The following is a 17,852-nucleotide window of genomic DNA, read 5'->3' on the forward strand; positions in this document are numbered from 1 at the left end:
ATAACTGATAAAAAATAATTTTAATCTCTGAGTACTTTGATTAGCCTAGCTTTTTTGAGCTTCAGGGACTGACTTGACGCGACTCGCTGCATGCGGCACATTTACGATGAAATGTTCGATATGCCTTCTGTTGCCGTAACAAGCTGTGTATGCTGTTAATTTTCCGCTGGCGCGTATATCATTCCAGAAGAGAATCAGTCAGTTTGCGCGGTGACGAAAGTTTAGGCGGATGCAAGCGTGGAATGGTCGAACCGTTCGACGCTAAGTCAGGCGCTTTATCGGGAGAATGATCATGGCGGTTGCGTCCAGCACGGCGACTGAACAACAGGAGACGAATTTGCGCCCCGCCGATGAGACCATTGCCGAAGACGCGCGCGCCCTGTCAGCCCAACTGAAGGCCATGCGGGAGCGGTTGTTTGCGCCATCGTCGCGCAAAACCCTGCGGACTTTCACATCTGGAGAGGCGGCACGTCTCGTAGGAGTCTCGGACGGCTACTTGCGGCAATTGTCGCTAGCCGGTGAAGGCCCTGCGCCAGTCGTTGGGGCAGGGGGGCGCCGTTACTATTCGCTCTCTGATATTGACGCTCTGCGCCACTACCTGGCGGAACAGGCGATGATAAAAGGCAATGTTTCCAAGGCCCGTTCCTATGTGAAATGGCGTGATGCCGAACGTGGCGAGCATTTGCAGATCATTTCCGTGACAAATTTCAAGGGTGGCTCCGGTAAAACCACCTCGGCCGTCCATCTGGCGCAATATCTGGCCATGACCGGGCACCGGGTTCTAGCGGTCGATCTCGATCCGCAGGCATCGCTGTCGGCTTTGTTCGGCTATCAGCCGGAACTCGATCTGGTCGGCAATGACACGATTTATGGCGCCATTCGCTACGACGATGAAGTCAGGCCGTTGCGGGAGATCATCCGCAAGACCTATTTTCACAATCTCGACCTGCTGCCCGGCAATCTGGAATTGCAGGAATTTGAGCATGTGACGCCGCGTGCCTTGGCGGAGCGAAAGACGGGCGATGCCAAGAGCCTGTTTTTCGCCCGTGTCCAGAATGCCTTGCACAGCGTAGCGGATGATTATGATGTCGTGGTCATCGATTGCCCGCCGCAGCTTGGATATCTGACATTGTCGGCGCTTTGTGCATCGACATCGGTGATTGTCACCGTGCATCCGCAAATGCTGGATGTGGCGTCCATGAGCCAGTTCCTGTTCATGACATCGGATCTTCTCGGTGTGGTGCGTGAAGCGGGCGGCACGCTGAATTTCGACTTTCTGCGCTATCTTGTGACCCGGTTTGAGCCGAATGATGGCCCTCAGGCGCAAATTGTCGGTTTTCTGCGGTCGCTGTTCGGGGAACGAGTGTTGACCTCTCCGATGGTCAAATCCACGGCGATTTCCGATGCCGGATTGACCAAACAGACGCTTTACGAAGTCGGGCGCGAGAATTTCAGTCGCGGTACTTACGACCGGGCGATTGAAGCGCTGGAATCGGTAAATGCCGAAATCGAACAGTTGATCCACACGGCGTGGGGACGCAAAGAATGATTGGAAAAAACCGAAAAAGCGAGTTGCGCGCGCTGTTTTCCGATCCAGGATCGGGGGCAAGTTCAGAGACTGCGGAACCCTCTGTTTCGCAACCGACGGCGTCCGGCGAACCGCGTAGAGCAGACACTGTTGAAGAACAGCCCCCCGCAGCGCCCGTGGCGCGCGCAGCCTCCGGGGCGATAAAGGCAATGGGATTGACGTTGTCCTCCATCACCAGAGAGGCGGAGGAAGCGCGTGCGTTGCGGCAGGCGATTGATGAGGGCGAAAGGGTCATTTCCCTTGCTACGGATAAGATCGATGCGTCCTTCGTTTCAGATCGTCTGAGTGATGAGGAACGAGACGATCCTGATTTCATCGCGCTGGTTTCCAGTATGCGCGAGAGTGGCCAGCAGGTTCCGATCCTCGTGCGGCGTCATCCTCTTAATGACGACCGCTATCAGGTTGCCTATGGTCACCGTCGCTTAAGTGCTGCCAAGCGCCTCGGTATCGCGGTCAAGGCGCTTATCCGGCCCTTGAGCGACGACGAGCTTGTGCTGGCGCAAGGCAAGGAAAATGCCGAGCGACGCAATCTCACCTTCATTGAGCGTGCCTTGTTTGCCAAGGCGTTGGCCGATCGTGGTTTTGATAGAAAAGTCATCGGTGAAGCGCTTTCGGTGCAAAAAAGCGAGTTGTCGCGGCTTATTCAGGTCGCGGAAAGCGTACCAGAGCGCTTTGCTCGTGCCGTTGGACCAGCTCCGAAGGCGGGTCGCGAGAGATGGATGGCACTTGGCCAATTGCTTTCGAGCGAGCAGGGGCAGCTGAAAGCGGCTGGATTGGTGTCTACAGACGGATTTCGGATCGCAGCCACAGATGAGCGGTTTCAAAAACTATTCGATACGCTGTCCGGTAAGGCTCCTGTGGAGCGCCCAGAACCTGAGGACATCAGGGGGCCTGATGGCCGTGTCTTCGCCCGTATTGGACGGCAAGGGCGGCGGCTGAAGATTGAATTTCTGGCGGAGGCCAATCCGGGGTTTGTCGATCAGTTCGAAACGCGTCTGGCGGCGGCTTATGCCGCCTATTTGGACGGCGAACACGACTAGAATGGGTTTGCATCCGGCTTTTGCTGGATGCTTTAGACCTGCATTTTTGCAGCACTACTGCATGCCCCTTAAATCCCAAGGGATTTTAAGAGGACACTATGCAGAGGTTACAACGGGTTATGGCGCGTTGTGTTTTATCGAACGCAAGACGCCGTAAAGTGCAACGAGAAGGAAGCAATACGAGACAAGAAAAAAGGCCCCAAAACGTCACCATTTCGGAAGCCCTCTTCTATGTAGCAATTCAAGAGAATCACTTCTGGCCCCAAAAGTCAAGACATGACCTCATATTCGTGGGTCATGATGTATCTTTTTGCGTCTTGATTTTACGGCGCTGGTAGCAGCGTCAGGCCATAATGGTGCTTAGACAAAATGATGGAACAGTATCGACCACAATGTGGCGGTGCTTACGGCGTCGTGCGTTTTGTCAAATGCGTATAAGATGCTGTAATCTTTAGATCTGCTGCGCAATTTCTCCGTAAGTCTGGTTCGATTTATGGAGTTATGCGTTAGATCGACCGTTGCATAATATGCTGAACTCCTCGGATTTCAGGTGGGAAACCTGTGGTTTCTATAAGAGATAAGATTGGTCTTAAATCTCGCTTTATAGCGCGGGAAACGGTCAATTTCGCTTATGCGACCAGTTGGTTGTCGATACTGTGGTGAGTTCAATTGTCTTGGATCCTTGAGATACCAAGCAACGAATTCGTGTGCGGACGGGATTCCTGCGTTTTATCAATAGGATGCCGTATCACTTCAATCTGCTGCGAAATATTCTCTTGGTCTTGTGTCTTAAGTCAGAAATTGCGCAGTCGATTGATGGATTGCCGAAAGAGTGAAGGGTCTTCAGTCCATCCTATTTCGGTGATCGTTAACCCGTCCTGTTGGGTTGATTGAGTTTCAGTGTTTGTCATTTGGGCCTGCTTGTCTCCTTGTAGAGGGGACGCGACATTATGGAACGAGCTGCAACAACGCCCTTTGGCGGCGGACGGATGTCTGGTCGCGTCCTAGCGCGACAAGCACGCATTGGCGAACGCCAAGCTGCTCTGCGGCAAAGCGAAGGCGCAAATTCTTCTGGTCGCGCTGACAAATGGCAATTGCTTCGCGCCTTAACCGAAGCGCGTGCTGTCTATGGTCTGGGTGACCGGACAATTTGCTTGCTTGAAGCGCTTGTCAGCTTCACCACCGAGCGCGAGCTGGATGGCCGGGAACCGGTTATTGTCTTTCCGTCCAACCGGGAATTGGCTTTTCGTGCAAGAGGAATGGCGCCAGCGACCATACGCAGGCACCTGGCCTGCCTTGTCGATGCAGGCATGATCTTTCGGCGTGATAGCGCCAATGGAAAGCGCTATTGCCGGAGAGATGAAACTGGCGAAGTTGAGGATGCATTCGGATTCGATCTAGCGCCGTTTGTGCTGAAAGCAGAAGAAATTTACAGCGCGGCCGAAAGCGCCCGTGCGGAAGCCAAGCAGTTCCGCGCCTTGCGAGGGGAGGTCACTGTTCTATCCCGGGATATTTCTAAAATAATCACACTCGCCCTTGAAGAAGGACGAGCAGGGGATTGGGAAAGCTATTTGCTTTGCTATCAGTCTTTTTGCAAAACGCGCACAAGAATGAAATTCAGCAGCGACATGCAAATTTTCGCGCAGGAGCTGCGCGCACTGTTGTCAAAGGTTGAAAATGATTACCTTTCAAGCCTTTCTGAAGAAGAAATGAGCGGCAATGATCGTCAAAATGAGCGTCATCAACAGAATTCAAAATCAGACCTACAATTTGATAGAAACGGCAATGATCATAAAACAGCGGAGCCGGTTTCACCTCCTCTCGACCAACGCAGATTGGCTGTAAGCCTGAAAAGGTTGAAAACGCTTTGCCCACAAATCAACGATTACGCCAAAGATGGGATTTCTGAATGGAGCGATTTGATCAGGGCGGCTGACACTGTGAGGACGATGTTGGGCATCTCCCCTGATGCATGGTTGAAGGCAAAACAAGCAATGGGTGAACAAGCCGCCGCAATTACCGTTGCGGTCATGCTTGAACGCGCCGAAGCAATTCGTTCCGCAGGCGGTTATCTTCGGACATTGACCGATAAGGCAGAGCAAGGGCAGTTCAGCGTTTATCCTATGCTGCAAGCGCTCGAGAAAAACCTACCGCGTAGCAAATCTTAAAGCTGGGTGACGTTGGGAAAATCTGAATGGGGTGATGCGACAGAGGCTTTCTTTCCGTCGCAGCCTTTTGAAGTTTAGGTTTCCCCTGCTCGCTCCACTGAGCTTGGAATTTCGGCGCATTGAGGCGGAACAAATGTCACTGCAATGCGTTTGTCTATGACGCGAACCCTTATGGTCCTGAAGCGTAAGTAGACAACTCCGACCGTGACAACGGCCGTAACGATGCAGCAGGCAAGTGAAGCGTAATTCGGGTACGCGATCATCCGGCTGGGATACAGAAATATGCAGGGTTTCGAGAAGGCCAGCAGCCATCACCGCATTGGATCGGATCAGGTGATCAGAGTGGGCTATAATGCCTGGAAGACCGGTGTTGCATCGAAGGCGGGATTTTTGATTGATGGTGCGCAATATTTTCGCGCACTTGCGGATTCTCTATCTCGCGCTCAGGAGCAGATATTCATCATCGGTTGGGACTTTAACCCTGACATCCAGCTTATACCGGAAGATCAAGCTTCACCCACTTTAGGTGAGTTCCTTATTTCGCTTGTCGAAAACAATAGCCGTCTCGCCATTCACATTCTTGTCTGGGCGATGGGTCCAATCTATTCTGGAAAATCCCTGCGCATGCTTGGGAACACCGAACTGAAGTCGCATCCAAGGATCGACTTGCGGCTTGATACGCGGCATGCTGTTCGAGGTTCTCATCATCAGAAAATGGTGGTTATCGACGATGCGCTGGCGTTTATTGGCGGCATCGATCTGACAGCCAAGCGCTGGGATACGCCCGAGCACCGGGCCGATCAACCTTTACGCTGCACACCAAAAGGCGAACGGTATGAGCCGGTTCACGATGTGCAAATGGCAGTTGATGGTGAAGCGGCCGAAGTAGCGGCTGAAATCGCCAGGCGTCGGTGGTGGCAGGCGACAGGTGAGGATCTTGTGCGTCCACGCTGCTATTCTCATTCTTTTCCGCCAGCTGCACGCTATGTATTTAGCAATTGTGACATCGCTTTTGCGCGGACCGAACCGGCAATTCGCAGAAGCACATCCGTTCGTGAGACGTTACAACTGACCCTTGACTGCCTGTCGCGGGCAGAGAAGCTTATCTATATAGAAAGTCAATATTTTGCATCGAAAGATGTAGCGGATCTTTTGGCTTCTCGATTGAGTGAGCCGGATGGTCCTGAGGTCGTATTGATTTCGACGCTGAATTCGCATGGATTTCTCGAGAGAAAAGTACTGGGGGAAAATCGAGACCGAATGATCCGCAAGCTTAGACAAGCTGATCGATTTGGTCGGTTTCGTGCTTTCTATCCAGTTGTCCCAGATGAGAGCCGCGATACTAAGTGCGAGGAAGTCCTGGTCCATGCCAAGTTGATTATCGTCGATGATGTTTTCATTCGCGTCGGGTCGTCGAACCTAAACCAGAGATCGGTGGGCCTTGATACGGAACTTGACGTCGCCATCGAAATGCATAGCGACAAAGAACGGCAGATCCTGGCCGACATGCGAAATGGGCTGCTTGGTGAGCATCTTGGTCTGCCGAGCACTGAATTGGCAAAAGCCCATCAAGAAGCCGGATCATTGGTGCGCGCCTTGGATCGAGTGAACGTTGGATTGCGTGGGCTGCGATCTTTTCCTGTCGGTGACGAGAACGGCAAGACAGGTTTGCATTTTGCTACGGGCCTTGTGGACCCAAAAGCACCTTGGTGGCCGTTGCAGTTGGTTTCTATTCCATTTTCGATGCTCAAGAAAATCCGACGCATGGCGATGTCGAAGGCAGGACTGAGCCAGGCCGATGGACAACAGCAGCGGATATCTGCCAACAACAGTTAAATTATATTTTTGAGCCCCACCGAGAGCTCTTGTGATTGGTAAATCACAAGAGCTTTTTCTATGGCGAGGCTTAGTATTCTTATGAATGCAGCCTATGACATCGTCAAAGAGTTGCTGCTTTCACCGTCTCATTTGACGAGGAATTATTCCGGCGTTCGCGGCGCGAATAATACCATTCACTGATGGCAAAGACCGGGATGCCGATTGCCAGCGGAATGAAAAAATACACAACGCGAAATGCAATGAGCGCGCCGATCGATGCGTCTTTGCCCATGATGAATGAGATCGTCGCTTCCATGACGCCAAGTCCACCAGGAACATGGGCAACCAGCGCCGAGAGGTTAGCCATGACATAGGCGGTTGTCGTTTCAAAAAAACCTGCGGACGATCTTGCCAACCAAAAGAGACAAGCGGCGACGGCAGCGAAATTGGCGATGCCAACAGCAACCTGGGCAAGGGCGATAGGCAGGGTTGGCAGTGAGAAACGCCATTTGTATATTCGTATTTCACCGCGCAGCCAGGCTGAGGCCACGAGATAGATGCCAATTGCAGCCAGACAGGCAAATCCAATCAGCCGAGCAGCGAAACTCCCCATGCCGCCGAGCTTGGCCGCACTCTGCGGAAACAGGGCAAGGCAAATGCCAGCCAATCCTATCAAGCCGATTCCGACGGTTGCGCCGCAAAAGAGAATGATTTTGGCGACTTCCTCGTTTTTTAGGCCCCAGCGCCGATAATACCGATAGCGGACCGCACCGCTGGACAGCGCCGCCAAGCCGACATTATGTCCGATAGAGAGGCTGACAAAAGACGCGACCGCGGCTTTTCGCCAGGACAAACGAGAACCAGCATAGAGGATGCCAAGATAGTCGAAGCCAGTCAGACAAAGGTAGGAGACGGCACAAAAAAATAATGACAGAGCAAAACCTGTCCAAGGGATGGCAGACAATGACATTTCGATATCGTTGAGGGAGAATTTGCTCAGTGCCCGGTAGCTCAGCCAGAGGGCTATTGCTGTCGCAGCAAGGAAAATGCCATTCAACAAAATCTTCTTTTGCATCAAATCCGTTCCGAGGTTGCTCTTCGTACAGGGAACGATTTCCTGGCTAAGGTGTTCCCTGACAATGAGCTCCATATTTCGTCTCCTTACCTATAATATTCATAGCTGTATCGGCACAGACAGAAGACTTGATCCAGCCAGAATTGCCGAAGTGATCGTAGCCACCGAAGCAGATATTGTCTGCCTTCAGGAAGTGGATGTCGGACGAAACCGAACCTCAGGAATTGATCAAGCCGACGTGATAGCAGGCTATCTCACCATGCAATCACATTTTCATTCCGCCTTGAATGTTGCTGAGGAACGATATGGCGATGCACTGTTGACCAGGTTTCCGACCCGGATCGTCCAGCAGGGCATGTTGCCATCACGCGGTGAGCAAAGGGGCGCGCTATTGGTGGAGGTATCGATTGGACAAATTGCTGTTAACGTCTGCGTGACACATTTCGGCTTACGGGCGGGTGAGCGAGCAGAGCAGGCAAGGGCGCTTTTGGGCGTGGAATGGCTCGGACCTTTGCTGGAGGCAGATGCTCCCATTGTGGTCGCAGCCGACTTGAATGCTGTCTCGAATTCAAAAGCTTTCAAACTCCTGACGGCAAGATTGGCCGATGCCACGAAAGCTAACCTAAAGTCCGACAGCCTCAGTCGGTCGAAGCCGACATTTCCATCTCGCTTTCCATTCCTGCGGTTGGACCATGTTCTAATATCAGGTGGATTAAATATCCTTGAAGCACGGGTTATCGATACACCTTTGGCACGGCGTGCCTCAGATCATCTGCCGCTTCTTGTTACAATGCAAATTTGATTGCACTTCGCATGATAATATTCAATTAGTTCCATAATGTTCATTATCAATTTTAATGATGTGCCTGGGTGGGTTCATCTGTGAAATGCGAAGGGATATCCACCCCTCGCATTTCGATTTTCCCACGGATGAAGTGATCTGGCTCAAGGCCACAAACGGGCGTGTCTGTTGACATCCTTGTAAAGCAGATAGCGGAACCTGCCGGGACCGCCAGCGTAGCAGGCTTGTGGGCAGAAGGCGCGCAACCACATGAAGTCACCGGCCTCCACCTCGACCCAGTCGTCGTTCAGTCGGTAGACGGCTTTGCCTTCCAGGACATAGAGGCCGTGTTCCATCACATGGGTTTCCATGAACGGAATGATGCCGCCAGGTTGGAAGCTGACGATATTCAGGTGGAAGTCATAGCGTATATCATTTGGATCGATGAACCGGGTTGTCCCCCAGGCCCCGCCGGTGTCAGGCATCATGGCAATTTCATGCTCGTCTTCGTGGGTGAAGATTGCCGGTGGTGGCTCCAATCCGTCTACCGCTTGGAATGTCTTGCGAACCCAATGGAATTTTGCAGGCGCGTCGCTGGTGTTGAGAACTGTCCATGTCGAACCGGCTGGCAGAAAAGCGAAAGATCCGGCACGAAGATCATGCTCTGTGGTTCCAAGAGTAAGTCTAAACGCACCTTCTACTACAAAGATCGCTGTTTGGGCTTGAGCATCTGGCTCCGGTCTTATGCTGCCTCCTCCGGGTTGAACTTCCATTACATATTGCGAAAAAGTTTCCGAAAATCCTGTCATGGGTCTGGCGATGATCCAGGCGCGGGTTTTTTCCCAATGCGGCAGAAGACTGGTGACGATGTCGCTCATCACGCCTTTGGGAATGACCGCATAGGCGGTTTTGAAAACAGCCTTGCCCGAAAGCAACTGCGTCTGGGGCGGCAGGCCCCCATAATTGGTGAAATAGCTGTTCTGGGTCATGCGGCCTCGGTTTTTCTCCGGATGGGTTCCTTTGTCTTGTATCGCATAAACCGAGCAACAGGAATCGTGAACCTAAGTCTTTTCCTTTGAAAACCTGCTTTGCAGCATATGGGATTTGGATAGTCGTGGATTTTCTGGGCTGAAAAATCCTTGAAATTGCCGAGCAAACGCCTTGAAACAGACGACTTACGGCTCCATCTTCAGGTCAACCCGTGGTCCGGGCCCCTCTGGCAGCAGCCGCCGGCGCTTCTGCGATGTCGGACCGTTTTCGACACATGCGCCGGCATAGGATTGTAGCCATGGTCTTGGTTCTGTCAGGTGGTTCGCGCGCTTTTTCCCAGGTCAATTGCTTGTCATCGATGGCGATAAACATCTCGCACCGCGCCGGTCGTGATTGCCGTTACCGTATCCCCGCCCCTAAGCTTTTGAATATCTTACGCTAGGAGCAGGGTTATGTTTACAGAAATCTTTGCCACTTTGATCAGCTTTTTTATGATCGACCCGATAGAGGCGGATCTTCGCAGTCGCCTGGCGTCGATGAATTCATCGGCAAGTACAATAGAACAGGCGCAAACATGCGTGCGAGATTCAGCTCCGAAGCTATTACAACAAGCGCTTGGTGATCCAAGCTGGGCTGTTGCCTCTGGCTTACGGATTTCTTTTGGCTGGACTACGCCGGTTGCGGTTGTCTCGGAAATTTCTCCCGAATGTCGCACCGCCTTCTCACTGCTTGGATCTGAGACCGGCGGCGATGTATAGACGATTTGAACAAGGACAGGTTATGACAAAACTTCACGACAGAGGACATGCGATGGTTCAGAGCGTTTCAGGGCTGGATTGGTGCCCAAAGGACGATACCACCTTCACAATCCGTGCCCGTCGGAATGTTCTGGCTGGGTTCTGGGCCGGAGAACGCCTGGGATTGCGCGGCGAGGATTTGGTGCTTTACGCCCAGGCGCTGCATGTAGAGGATCATCGATTGCCTGGTGATCTCGATCTTGTTGAAAAAATTCAAGCAGATTTCGCGTCGGCTGAGGTGGCAATCAGCACAGCCGATATTCACCTTGCGTTGCGCTCGTCGCATCAGCAAGCGCTACGGGATAGCGGTTGCACGGATTAAGATGATGATGATGTCTCGACAGCACGGTCCTGCCGCAGGTGACGACATTGTGCGGGGATCCGGCTTCCTGTTGGAGGTGCTGGAAACCGCTCGTTTGCGTGGTGGTATTTCCATTGGTGAACTGATCGGTCGGCGGGGTCGAATCGGGATAGCCTTCACCTTGCTGGTGCTTTGCCTGCCGACCCTGGTCCCCCTGCCCGGTCCTTTCGGGATGGTTTTCGGCACCTGCCTGGCATTTGTTGCCGTACAAATGTTGTATGGTGCAGACCGGATCTGGCTTCCGGGTTTCATTGCGCGGCGAACGGTGTCGCTCAAGGTTGTGGAAACAATGGTGCGGCTTGGACGGCCCTGGGTGCTGAAACTCGAAAGCTGGCTGATCGCCGGGCGTCTGCCGTTTCTCACGGGCAAGACGGCGCGAATGATCCTGGCGCTGCCCATTCTCGTACTGGCAGTGCTGATCTCCCTGCCTATCCCCTTTGGCAATACCGCTCCAGCGCTGGCAATCATCTTGATTGCTATCGCTCTTGCGGAACGCGACGGCCTCGTGGTGATTTTTTCGCTCTTCGTTGCAGCTGGCGCCGGTGTCGTGACCTATTATCTCGTCACCGCCGCTGGAAACCTGCTGACCTGGGCATTTTAGCGGTTCTGCTGGTGGCGAAGGAGATTGTCTCTATTTCGCCATCGGTACGAATAGCCCGAGTTTGATATCCCGCAGCACGACATTGGTATGCATTCGGCGTATTTGCGGGTTTTCAGCCATGATAAGGGCGGCGATATCGTCGTAATGCTCAACATCCCGGGCAGTGACAATTGCGATCAAATCGACCTGCCCGGTTACATAATAAACCTGCTGAATATGATCCTGACGTTCCGACCAGGTACGAAAGCGGGCAAGCGCATCGTAATTGTCGCGCTCAATCTCCATGCCGACGATAAACACCATGGGATGGCCGGTTATCTTGCGGTCCACCACCGCCACTTCACTTTTGATGATCCCCTCTTCCCGCAGCCGTTTCAGACGTCTTTGTACCGCAGACAGAGAAAGGCCGATCTGTTCGGCAATAATCTCAGCCTTCAGCTGACAATTTCTCTGAATGATATCGATGATCTGGCGATCGAACCGATCCAAATCGTCCATATGGCTGATCCTCCAAGTGTGCGTTTCACCTTATTTTTCCAGGGACTATCCGCTTTATGCAAGGATTTTCTGCGGTAATTATGCAATCTAGTTCGAAATTGCGCGCATAAACTGCACGGATAAGCCATTATTGTGACAGTCAATGTGAAAACTGGATCCTGTATGATAGATGGCAGCGGTTTCGCCCTTGAGGTGGAAGATATCCACAAGAGCTTCGGCGCGCACGCGGTTCTGAAGGGCTTGTCGGTGCGTGCTGCGAAAGGCGATGTCATTTCGATCATCGGGTCCTCGGGGTCTGGAAAAAGCACGTTCCTGCGCTGCATCAACTTCCTGGAAATGCCGGACCGAGGGCGCATCGTCGTCAATGGTGAAGAGGTTGCCATCAAGCTGGGGCGGCGTGGTGAGCCAAAGCCCGCCAGCTGGCGTCAGGTCGAGCGGTTGCGGACCGGACTTGGGATGGTGTTTCAAAACTTCAATCTCTGGGCGCATCGGACAGTTTTAGAGAATGTTATCGAAGCGCCGGTGCATGTGATGGGCGTCAAGCGCGCGGAAGCTATCGAACGTGCCGAGTCCTTGCTGCATAAGGTCGGTCTCTACGATAAGCGCGATGCTTATCCGGCTTTCCTCTCGGGCGGGCAGCAACAGCGTGCCGCCATTGCCCGCGCGCTCTGCGTGGAACCTGCCGTCATGTTGTTCGATGAGCCTACGTCGGCGCTCGATCCGGAACTGGTTGGTGAAGTGCTGAAGGTCATTCGTGATCTGGCCGAGGAAGGCCGGACCATGCTGCTCGTCACTCATGAGATGCGCTTTGCCCGCGACGTTTCCAGCCATGTTCTGTTTCTACACCAGGGGCGTGTCGAAGAGCAGGGACCGCCTGAACAGGTCTTCGGCAATCCGCTCAGCGACCGCTGTCGGGAATTTACCGGCGGGATCGGCGCCTGACGGTATCTTTGAAAATTTAAAATTCAACCAGGAGAAAGCCTTTTATGAAATTCTTCCCGCTTCTGTTGGCAGGCGCTGCCTTCGCCTTTTCCGCTTTTTCGGCCCAGGCCGATGTGCGGTTTGGTGTGATGAACGAATCCTATCCGCCCTTCTTCGCCAAGGATGCGAGCGGTAAGTGGCAGGGTTGGGAAATCGACCTGATGGATGCTGTTTGCGCTGAGATGAAAGAGAAATGCTCTATCGTCGAACTGTCCTGGGATGGGTTGATCCCGGCATTGGGCGCCAAGAAGTTTGACGTTATCTGGTCTTCCATGTCGATTACCGACGAGCGTAAGAAGGTGATCGATTTCACCGATAAATATTACAATACTCCCAGCCGGTTGATCGGCGCGAAGGACATGAAGCCGGGCGCCAGCGCTGATGACGTCAAGGGCAAGACCATCGGCATCCAGGTGTCGACCATTCAGTCCGAATATTACAAAAAGTATTTTGCCAAGGTGGCCTCGGAAAAGACCTATCAAACGCTGGATGAAGCCTTTCAGGACCTAGCCGCAGGACGGATCGATTACGTCTTCGGCGATTCCATCGTGCTCGACACTTTCGTCAAGAGTGATGCCGGCAAGGATTGCTGCGCCAATATGGGCGATGTCGCCGCTGATGCCGCCGTGCTTGGTTCAGGCGTGGGTGGCGGTTTGCGCAAGGACGATACCGCTTTGAAGGCAAAGTTGAATGCGGCGCTGGCCGCTGTCCGGGCCAGCGGCAAATATGATGAGATCACCAAGAAATATTTCGATTTCGATATCTATGGTAAGTAAACGGTAGCTTACGTAAATGGCTGTTTCCCCCGGCATACTCGATCTGCTTTCCCCCTATCCACCTGGATGGGGAGGAACGCTGCTATGGGGTGCCGGGGCGACGCTTACCATTTCGGCAGGTGCTTTTCTGATAGGGTTGGTGATTGGGATTGGCGGCGCTTTGGGCAAGCTGTCTGGCAACCGCCTGCTGCTCGGATTGCTCGATGTCTATACGACAGCGGTGCGCGCAGTGCCGGAACTGATCCTGATTGTCGGTCTTTATTATGCAGGCACCGATGGGCTTAACCGACTATTGCAGGCATTCGGCATGCCAGTAGTCGAGGTCAATGGGTTGATTGCCGCGATTGCGGTTCTCGGTGTCGTCCAGGGTGCTTACATGACCGAAGTGCTCAGGGGAGCTATCCTGGCGATCCCGATTGGTCAAAGTGAGGCGGCAAAAGCCTTCGGCATGTCGCCGTTCCTGCGGTTTCACAGGGTCACCTTGCCTGCGCTGCTGCCCAACGCCCTGCCCGGCCTTGCCAATTTGTGGATGGCTGTCACCAAGGATAGCGCGCTGGTTGCCGTCGTCGGCTATCAGGAACTGGCGCTGGCGACCCGGCTGGCGGGGGCGAGCACCAAGCATTATTTCCTGTTTTTCCTGGCTGCCGCCCTGCTCTACCTCGCCATCACTCTTGTTTCCAACCTGTTCTTCAAGCTGATCGAGCGCCGGGTGCGGCGCGGTCAGCCGCTGCTGTCCTAGGAGATGTGATGGATTTCTCCTGGATAGGCAATTACTGGCCGTTGCTGCTGACCGGAGCATGGCAAACCCTCGCATTGCTGGTGATTTCTGTCGTTCTCGGATTTGTAATGGCGATTGGCCTCGCTTTCGCTCAGGTCAGCGGTGGACCGGTGACGCGGGTCCTTGCGCGCGGCTATTCGACGTTTTTTCGTGGCACGCCGCTATTGATCCAGCTCTGGTTGCTTTATTACGGCGTCGGATCATTGCTGCCGATGATCCCGGGCATTCGTCAAAGTCTGATCTGGCCGCTGTTGCGGGAAGGATTTTTCTTTGCGGCGGTCAGTTTCACGCTCAATTACGCGGCTTATGAGGCCGAAGTTTTGCGCGGCGCATTGCTGGCCGTGCCCAAGGGCGAACTTGAGGCGGGCCGTGCTTTCGGCATGGGACGCTTCACGCTCATTCGGCGGGTCTGGCTGCCGCGTGCTATCCGCATCGCCCTTCCCACCATCGCCGGGGAAGTGGTCATGCAGCTGAAGGCCACTCCCCTCGCCTTTACCGTGACGGTCATGGATCTCTATGCGGTCGCCTACAAGGTGCGCCAGGATACGCTGCTTGTCTATGAACCGCTGATCGTCGTTACCCTTTTCTATCTCGCTATTACTGCGATTATTGCCCGTTGCTTCCGGATGGTCGAGGCGCAGGTTCCAATCCGGCGATAACCAACAGGACTATATATATGACAAAGGTTCGTATTCTCGATGGCGGCATGAGCCGTGAACTTCTTCGGCTAGGTGCGGAGTTGAAGCAGCCGGAATGGTCGGCGCTGGCCCTGATCAATGCTCCTGACATCGTTCGTCAGGTGCATGCGGAATTCATTGCGGCGGGTGCCGATGTTGTGACGACCAACTCTTATGCATTGGTGCCGTTTCATATCGGCGAAGAGCGTTTCCAGAGTGAAGGCCCATCTCTGATTGCTCTGTCGGGTGAGTTGGCGCGGCAGGCGGCGGATGCCTCAGGTCGAAAGGTGCTTGTAGCCGGCTCTTTGCCTCCTATCTTCGGTTCCTATGAGCCGCAGAATTTCGATCCGTCGACGGTTGATGCCTATTTGGATGTGCTGGTTGCCAACCTTGCGCCCTTCGTCGATGTGTGGCTTGGTGAAACGCTCAGTCTGATTGCCGAAGGCGAAGCCGTTCAAAAAGCGGTTGCCGCAACAGGCAAGCCCTTCTGGATTTCTTTTACACTTGCTGATGAAGCGGGACAGGATATTGGCGGCTCACCGAAGCTTCGCTCCGGCGAATTGGTCCAGGATGCCGCGCTTTGGGCGGCGGGCTCTGGCGCATCGGCGCTGTTGTTTAATTGCAGCAAGCCGGAAGTGATGAAGGCGGCGGTGGATGTGGCGGCAGCGACATTCAGGCAAAAAGGTGTTTCCCTGGACATTGGTGTCTATGCCAATGCTTTTGAAGGTGAGCAGGGTGAGGCCGCAGCAAATGAGGGACTGCATGAGACCCGCGCCGACCTGACTGATGATGCCTATTGCCGCTTTGCCTGCGATTGGGCTGACGCGGGTGCAACGATGATTGGCGGTTGCTGCGGCATTGGCGCGGCGCATATACACCAATTGTCCAAGGCACTTTCCGCTTAGTCTGCGCTTCTAAGCACCAGAACGGGTCTTGCGCATGATCCAGAGAAAGGCAAGGCATCCGGCAAGACCTGTGACGATGCCAATCGGCATGTCCTCCGGTGCAACGGCCAGTCTTGCCACGAGATCGGCGAGGATCAGCACCAATGCGCCCGTCAGCGCCGAGAGCGGCAGGACACGGACATTGTCTGATCCCGCCAGTGCGCGCACCATATGGGGAACCATCAGGCCGACAAAGCCGATGGCACCTGAAAATGCGACCATTGTCCCGGTGATGAGTGCAGAGATCACAAATAACATCATGCGAAACCGGGCGACAGGCACGCCCAGGGTTGCCGCCGTCTCATCGCCCATCGCCAAGGCATTCAGCAAACGGGCATTGGGTAGGAGATAACAAAGTCCGGCGGCAAGCACAGCGGCGGGGTAAATCAGGTGTTGCCATTGGGCAAGGCCAAGCCCACCGAGCATCCAGAAGGTTACGGTTTGGGTGGCGCGGGGATCTCCGAGAAAGACCAGGAGGTTGCCGAGCCCGGTAAAGAAAAATCCGACAATCACGCCCGACAGCACCAGCCGGTCGGCCTGAAGGCTGCGGGTCAATCCGGCCACCAGTCCCACCGTGGCGGTGGCCAGTAGTGCCCCGCCAAATGCGAAAAGCGGCACGGTCAGCAGTCCGAAGACCATGCCGGTATGCAGCAAAGCGAGGATTGCACCAAAGGCGGCGCCGGAGGAGACGCCGAGCAGATGCGGATCGGCGAGCGGATTGCGGGTCGCGGGTTGCAGGACCGCCCCGGTTAGCGCCAGCCCAGCCCCGACAAGTCCACCGAGCAGCACCCGTGGAAATCGAACATCCCAAACAATGCTCACCCGTCCCGCTGGCCAATCCACCGCAAAACTGCCCGGAACGAGATGATTGGCAAGTATCTTCCAGACGGTGGCAACAGGAATGGGAGCAGCACCCAGCGAAATGCCGGCACTGACGACGACGATAATCGTCAGAACCAGCAGGATCGGCACAGATAAGCGTTTAATGAAAGTCAATGCTTACAGACTTTGCGGATGAAAGGCTTGGGCCAGCCGGGCGATGGCATCGACATTGCGCGGTCCCGGAGTTGCCTCGACATAGTCAAGCACAACGAAACGATCATTTTTCACGGCGTCGATATTCTGGAAGGCCGGGTTATGCTTCATGTAATCGATCTTCTGTTGAGCGGTCACTTCGCCATAGTTGACGATGATGATCACCTGCGGATTCCGCTCGATCACCGGTTCCCAGGAGACTTCCGTCCAGCTTTTCTGCACGTCATCCATGATATTGACGCCGCCAGCCGCCTCGATCATTGCGGTCGGAATGCCGAAGCGACCTGATGTGAACGGCTTCTGTTCACCGGAATCATAGACAAAAACGGTTGCAGGCTTGTCTGTTGGACTGATTTTGGCCTGGATTTTTGCCAATTGCTGGCGATAGCCTGCAACCAATGCCTCTGCCCTGTCTTCGACCCGGAATATCCGGCCCAAGTTGATGAGATCGATGAACATATCGTCCATGGTCGGCTTGGCCTTGGCCATGATGTGAATGCAGCTTTCCGTCAGTTCATAGACCTTGATGCCCAATGGGCTGAGGGTGTCCGGTGTCACCTCGCCGCCGACCTTCATGCCATAGTTCCAGCCGGCGAAATAGAAATCCGCATTGGCATTGAGCAGGACTTCCTTGCTCGGATATTTCGGCGATAGTTCCGGCAGTTGGCTGACACCCTCGCGCAGTTTCTCATCCAGTGTCTTCCAGCCGGAGACCCCGGTATAGCCGACCATATGGTCCTGTAATTTCAGCGCCAGCATCATTTCGGTCAGGTTGACGTCATTGGAGACGGCGCGTTGCGGGGCTGTATCAAAGGTAACCTGACGGTTACAGCTCTTGACGGTAACGGGTTCTGCTGTGGCTGCGGTGAGGCTGACTGCGGCAAGAAAGGTTGAGAGTGTGAAAATGAGAAGAGCGTTTTTCATGTATGGTCCAATGGGTTGCG

The 17,852-nt window shown here is 54.1% G+C and carries 18 protein-coding genes; 13 read left to right on the top strand and 5 right to left on the bottom strand.

Annotated elements, in window-relative coordinates; genetic code table 11:
- Window positions 1–286 precede the first annotated feature (286 nt).
- From repA to AVI_RS17415, 4 genes are all read left to right on the top strand, one after another.
- A complete protein-coding gene (gene repA / locus AVI_RS17400; protein ID WP_012653445.1) occupies window positions 287–1,549 on the top strand; it encodes a plasmid partitioning protein RepA in 1,263 nt (420 codons plus the stop codon).
- Window positions 1,546–2,628, top strand: a complete 1,083-nt coding sequence (repB, locus tag AVI_RS17405) for a plasmid partitioning protein RepB (protein WP_012653446.1) — start codon at window positions 1,546–1,548, stop codon at window positions 2,626–2,628. Before repA ends, repB begins: the two co-directional genes overlap by 4 nt.
- A gap of 950 nt (window positions 2,629–3,578) precedes the next feature.
- A complete protein-coding gene (repC, locus tag AVI_RS17410) occupies window positions 3,579–4,796 on the top strand; it encodes a plasmid replication protein RepC (protein WP_012653447.1) in 1,218 nt (405 codons plus the stop codon).
- 282 nt (window positions 4,797–5,078) lie between these two features.
- Window positions 5,079–6,632, top strand: a complete 1,554-nt coding sequence (locus tag AVI_RS17415; protein ID WP_012653448.1) for a phospholipase D-like domain-containing protein — start codon at window positions 5,079–5,081, stop codon at window positions 6,630–6,632.
- Window positions 6,633–6,735: 103 nt separating this feature from the next.
- Here AVI_RS17415 and AVI_RS17420 read toward each other — a convergent pair whose 3' ends face one another.
- Window positions 6,736–7,764, bottom strand: coding sequence for a putative bifunctional lysylphosphatidylglycerol flippase/synthetase (locus AVI_RS17420; RefSeq protein ID WP_234895197.1), 1,029 nt, complete (start codon window positions 7,762–7,764; stop codon window positions 6,736–6,738).
- Here AVI_RS17420 and AVI_RS17425 point away from each other — a divergent pair.
- A complete protein-coding gene (locus tag AVI_RS17425) occupies window positions 7,754–8,491 on the top strand; it encodes an endonuclease/exonuclease/phosphatase family protein (protein ID WP_012653450.1) in 738 nt (245 codons plus the stop codon). The two genes, AVI_RS17420 and AVI_RS17425, sit on opposite strands and share 11 nt — an antisense overlap.
- Before the next feature lie 143 nt (window positions 8,492–8,634).
- Here AVI_RS17425 and AVI_RS17430 read toward each other — a convergent pair whose 3' ends face one another.
- Window positions 8,635–9,459 carry a bifunctional allantoicase/(S)-ureidoglycine aminohydrolase gene (locus AVI_RS17430; RefSeq protein WP_012653451.1) on the bottom strand — a complete coding sequence of 275 codons (825 nt, stop codon included), beginning with the start codon at window positions 9,457–9,459 and terminating at the stop codon, window positions 8,635–8,637.
- A 453-nt stretch (window positions 9,460–9,912) separates the two neighbouring features.
- On the opposite strand from AVI_RS17430, the gene AVI_RS30620 reads away from it, so the two are divergent.
- Genes AVI_RS30620 through AVI_RS17440 form a run of 3 tightly spaced genes read left to right on the top strand, consistent with a single transcriptional unit; the run spans window position 9,913 to window position 11,219 of the window.
- Entirely contained in the window at window positions 9,913–10,218 is a 306-nt protein-coding gene (locus AVI_RS30620) for a hypothetical protein (protein WP_012653452.1), read from the top strand.
- A 52-nt stretch (window positions 10,219–10,270) separates the two neighbouring features.
- Entirely contained in the window at window positions 10,271–10,579 is a 309-nt protein-coding gene (locus tag AVI_RS17435) for an ATPase inhibitor subunit zeta (protein WP_041698403.1), read from the top strand.
- 4 nt (window positions 10,580–10,583) lie between these two features.
- Window positions 10,584–11,219 (top strand): exopolysaccharide biosynthesis protein, encoded by a 636-nt coding sequence (locus tag AVI_RS17440; protein ID WP_156531906.1) that lies wholly within the window; start codon window positions 10,584–10,586, stop codon window positions 11,217–11,219.
- 30 nt (window positions 11,220–11,249) lie between these two features.
- On the opposite strand, the gene AVI_RS17445 is transcribed toward AVI_RS17440, so the two are convergent.
- Window positions 11,250–11,717 (bottom strand): Lrp/AsnC family transcriptional regulator, encoded by a 468-nt coding sequence (locus AVI_RS17445; RefSeq protein WP_012653454.1) that lies wholly within the window; start codon window positions 11,715–11,717, stop codon window positions 11,250–11,252.
- A gap of 162 nt (window positions 11,718–11,879) precedes the next feature.
- On the opposite strand from AVI_RS17445, the gene AVI_RS17450 reads away from it, so the two are divergent.
- The 5 genes from AVI_RS17450 to AVI_RS17470 are packed head-to-tail and all read left to right on the top strand — an operon-like array spanning window position 11,880 to window position 15,834.
- Window positions 11,880–12,659: an ABC transporter ATP-binding protein gene (locus AVI_RS17450; RefSeq protein ID WP_012653455.1), complete on the top strand. Its 780-nt coding sequence runs from the start codon at window positions 11,880–11,882 to the stop codon at window positions 12,657–12,659.
- 44 nt (window positions 12,660–12,703) lie between these two features.
- Entirely contained in the window at window positions 12,704–13,474 is a 771-nt protein-coding gene (locus AVI_RS17455) for a transporter substrate-binding domain-containing protein (protein WP_012653456.1), read from the top strand.
- A 16-nt stretch (window positions 13,475–13,490) separates the two neighbouring features.
- Window positions 13,491–14,213: an ABC transporter permease gene (locus AVI_RS17460; protein WP_012653457.1), complete on the top strand. Its 723-nt coding sequence runs from the start codon at window positions 13,491–13,493 to the stop codon at window positions 14,211–14,213.
- A gap of 8 nt (window positions 14,214–14,221) precedes the next feature.
- A complete protein-coding gene (locus AVI_RS17465; RefSeq protein ID WP_012653458.1) occupies window positions 14,222–14,911 on the top strand; it encodes an ABC transporter permease in 690 nt (229 codons plus the stop codon).
- Between the two features lie 17 nt (window positions 14,912–14,928).
- Window positions 14,929–15,834: a homocysteine S-methyltransferase family protein gene (locus AVI_RS17470; protein WP_012653459.1), complete on the top strand. Its 906-nt coding sequence runs from the start codon at window positions 14,929–14,931 to the stop codon at window positions 15,832–15,834.
- 9 nt (window positions 15,835–15,843) lie between these two features.
- Here the strand turns inward: AVI_RS17470 and AVI_RS17475 are convergent, their stop codons facing one another.
- Both AVI_RS17475 and AVI_RS17480 read right to left on the bottom strand, forming a co-directional pair.
- Window positions 15,844–16,869: a FecCD family ABC transporter permease gene (locus tag AVI_RS17475; protein ID WP_049777328.1), complete on the bottom strand. Its 1,026-nt coding sequence runs from the start codon at window positions 16,867–16,869 to the stop codon at window positions 15,844–15,846.
- 3 nt (window positions 16,870–16,872) lie between these two features.
- Window positions 16,873–17,832, bottom strand: coding sequence for an ABC transporter substrate-binding protein (locus tag AVI_RS17480; RefSeq protein ID WP_012653461.1), 960 nt, complete (start codon window positions 17,830–17,832; stop codon window positions 16,873–16,875).
- Window positions 17,833–17,852 lie beyond the last annotated feature (20 nt).

Origin of the sequence: Allorhizobium ampelinum S4, from assembly GCF_000016285.1 — a bacterium.
GTDB classification, from domain to species: Bacteria; Pseudomonadota; Alphaproteobacteria; order Rhizobiales; family Rhizobiaceae; genus Allorhizobium; species Allorhizobium ampelinum.

What these genes read in the sequence shown, in the direction of transcription:
- AVI_RS17435 (WP_041698403.1), top strand. Translation starts at nt 10,271, where the DNA reads ATGGTTCAGAGCGTTTCAGGGCTGGATTGGTGCCCAAAGGACGATACC.
- AVI_RS17455 (WP_012653456.1), top strand. Translation starts at nt 12,704, where the DNA reads ATGAAATTCTTCCCGCTTCTGTTGGCAGGCGCTGCCTTCGCCTTTTCC.
- AVI_RS17480 (WP_012653461.1), bottom strand. Translation starts at nt 17,832, where the DNA reads ATGAAAAACGCTCTTCTCATTTTCACACTCTCAACCTTTCTTGCCGCA.
- repB (WP_012653446.1), top strand. Translation starts at nt 1,546, where the DNA reads ATGATTGGAAAAAACCGAAAAAGCGAGTTGCGCGCGCTGTTTTCCGAT.
- AVI_RS17420 (WP_234895197.1), bottom strand. Translation starts at nt 7,764, where the DNA reads ATGGAGCTCATTGTCAGGGAACACCTTAGCCAGGAAATCGTTCCCTGT.
- AVI_RS30620 (WP_012653452.1), top strand. Translation starts at nt 9,913, where the DNA reads ATGTTTACAGAAATCTTTGCCACTTTGATCAGCTTTTTTATGATCGAC.
- AVI_RS17415 (WP_012653448.1), top strand. Translation starts at nt 5,079, where the DNA reads ATGCAGGGTTTCGAGAAGGCCAGCAGCCATCACCGCATTGGATCGGAT.
- repC (WP_012653447.1), top strand. Translation starts at nt 3,579, where the DNA reads ATGGAACGAGCTGCAACAACGCCCTTTGGCGGCGGACGGATGTCTGGT.
- AVI_RS17430 (WP_012653451.1), bottom strand. Translation starts at nt 9,459, where the DNA reads ATGACCCAGAACAGCTATTTCACCAATTATGGGGGCCTGCCGCCCCAG.
- AVI_RS17460 (WP_012653457.1), top strand. Translation starts at nt 13,491, where the DNA reads ATGGCTGTTTCCCCCGGCATACTCGATCTGCTTTCCCCCTATCCACCT.
- AVI_RS17465 (WP_012653458.1), top strand. Translation starts at nt 14,222, where the DNA reads ATGGATTTCTCCTGGATAGGCAATTACTGGCCGTTGCTGCTGACCGGA.
- AVI_RS17425 (WP_012653450.1), top strand. Translation starts at nt 7,754, where the DNA reads ATGAGCTCCATATTTCGTCTCCTTACCTATAATATTCATAGCTGTATC.
- repA (WP_012653445.1), top strand. Translation starts at nt 287, where the DNA reads ATGATCATGGCGGTTGCGTCCAGCACGGCGACTGAACAACAGGAGACG.
- AVI_RS17445 (WP_012653454.1), bottom strand. Translation starts at nt 11,717, where the DNA reads ATGGACGATTTGGATCGGTTCGATCGCCAGATCATCGATATCATTCAG.
- AVI_RS17450 (WP_012653455.1), top strand. Translation starts at nt 11,880, where the DNA reads ATGATAGATGGCAGCGGTTTCGCCCTTGAGGTGGAAGATATCCACAAG.
- AVI_RS17440 (WP_156531906.1), top strand. Translation starts at nt 10,584, where the DNA reads ATGATGATGTCTCGACAGCACGGTCCTGCCGCAGGTGACGACATTGTG.
- AVI_RS17470 (WP_012653459.1), top strand. Translation starts at nt 14,929, where the DNA reads ATGACAAAGGTTCGTATTCTCGATGGCGGCATGAGCCGTGAACTTCTT.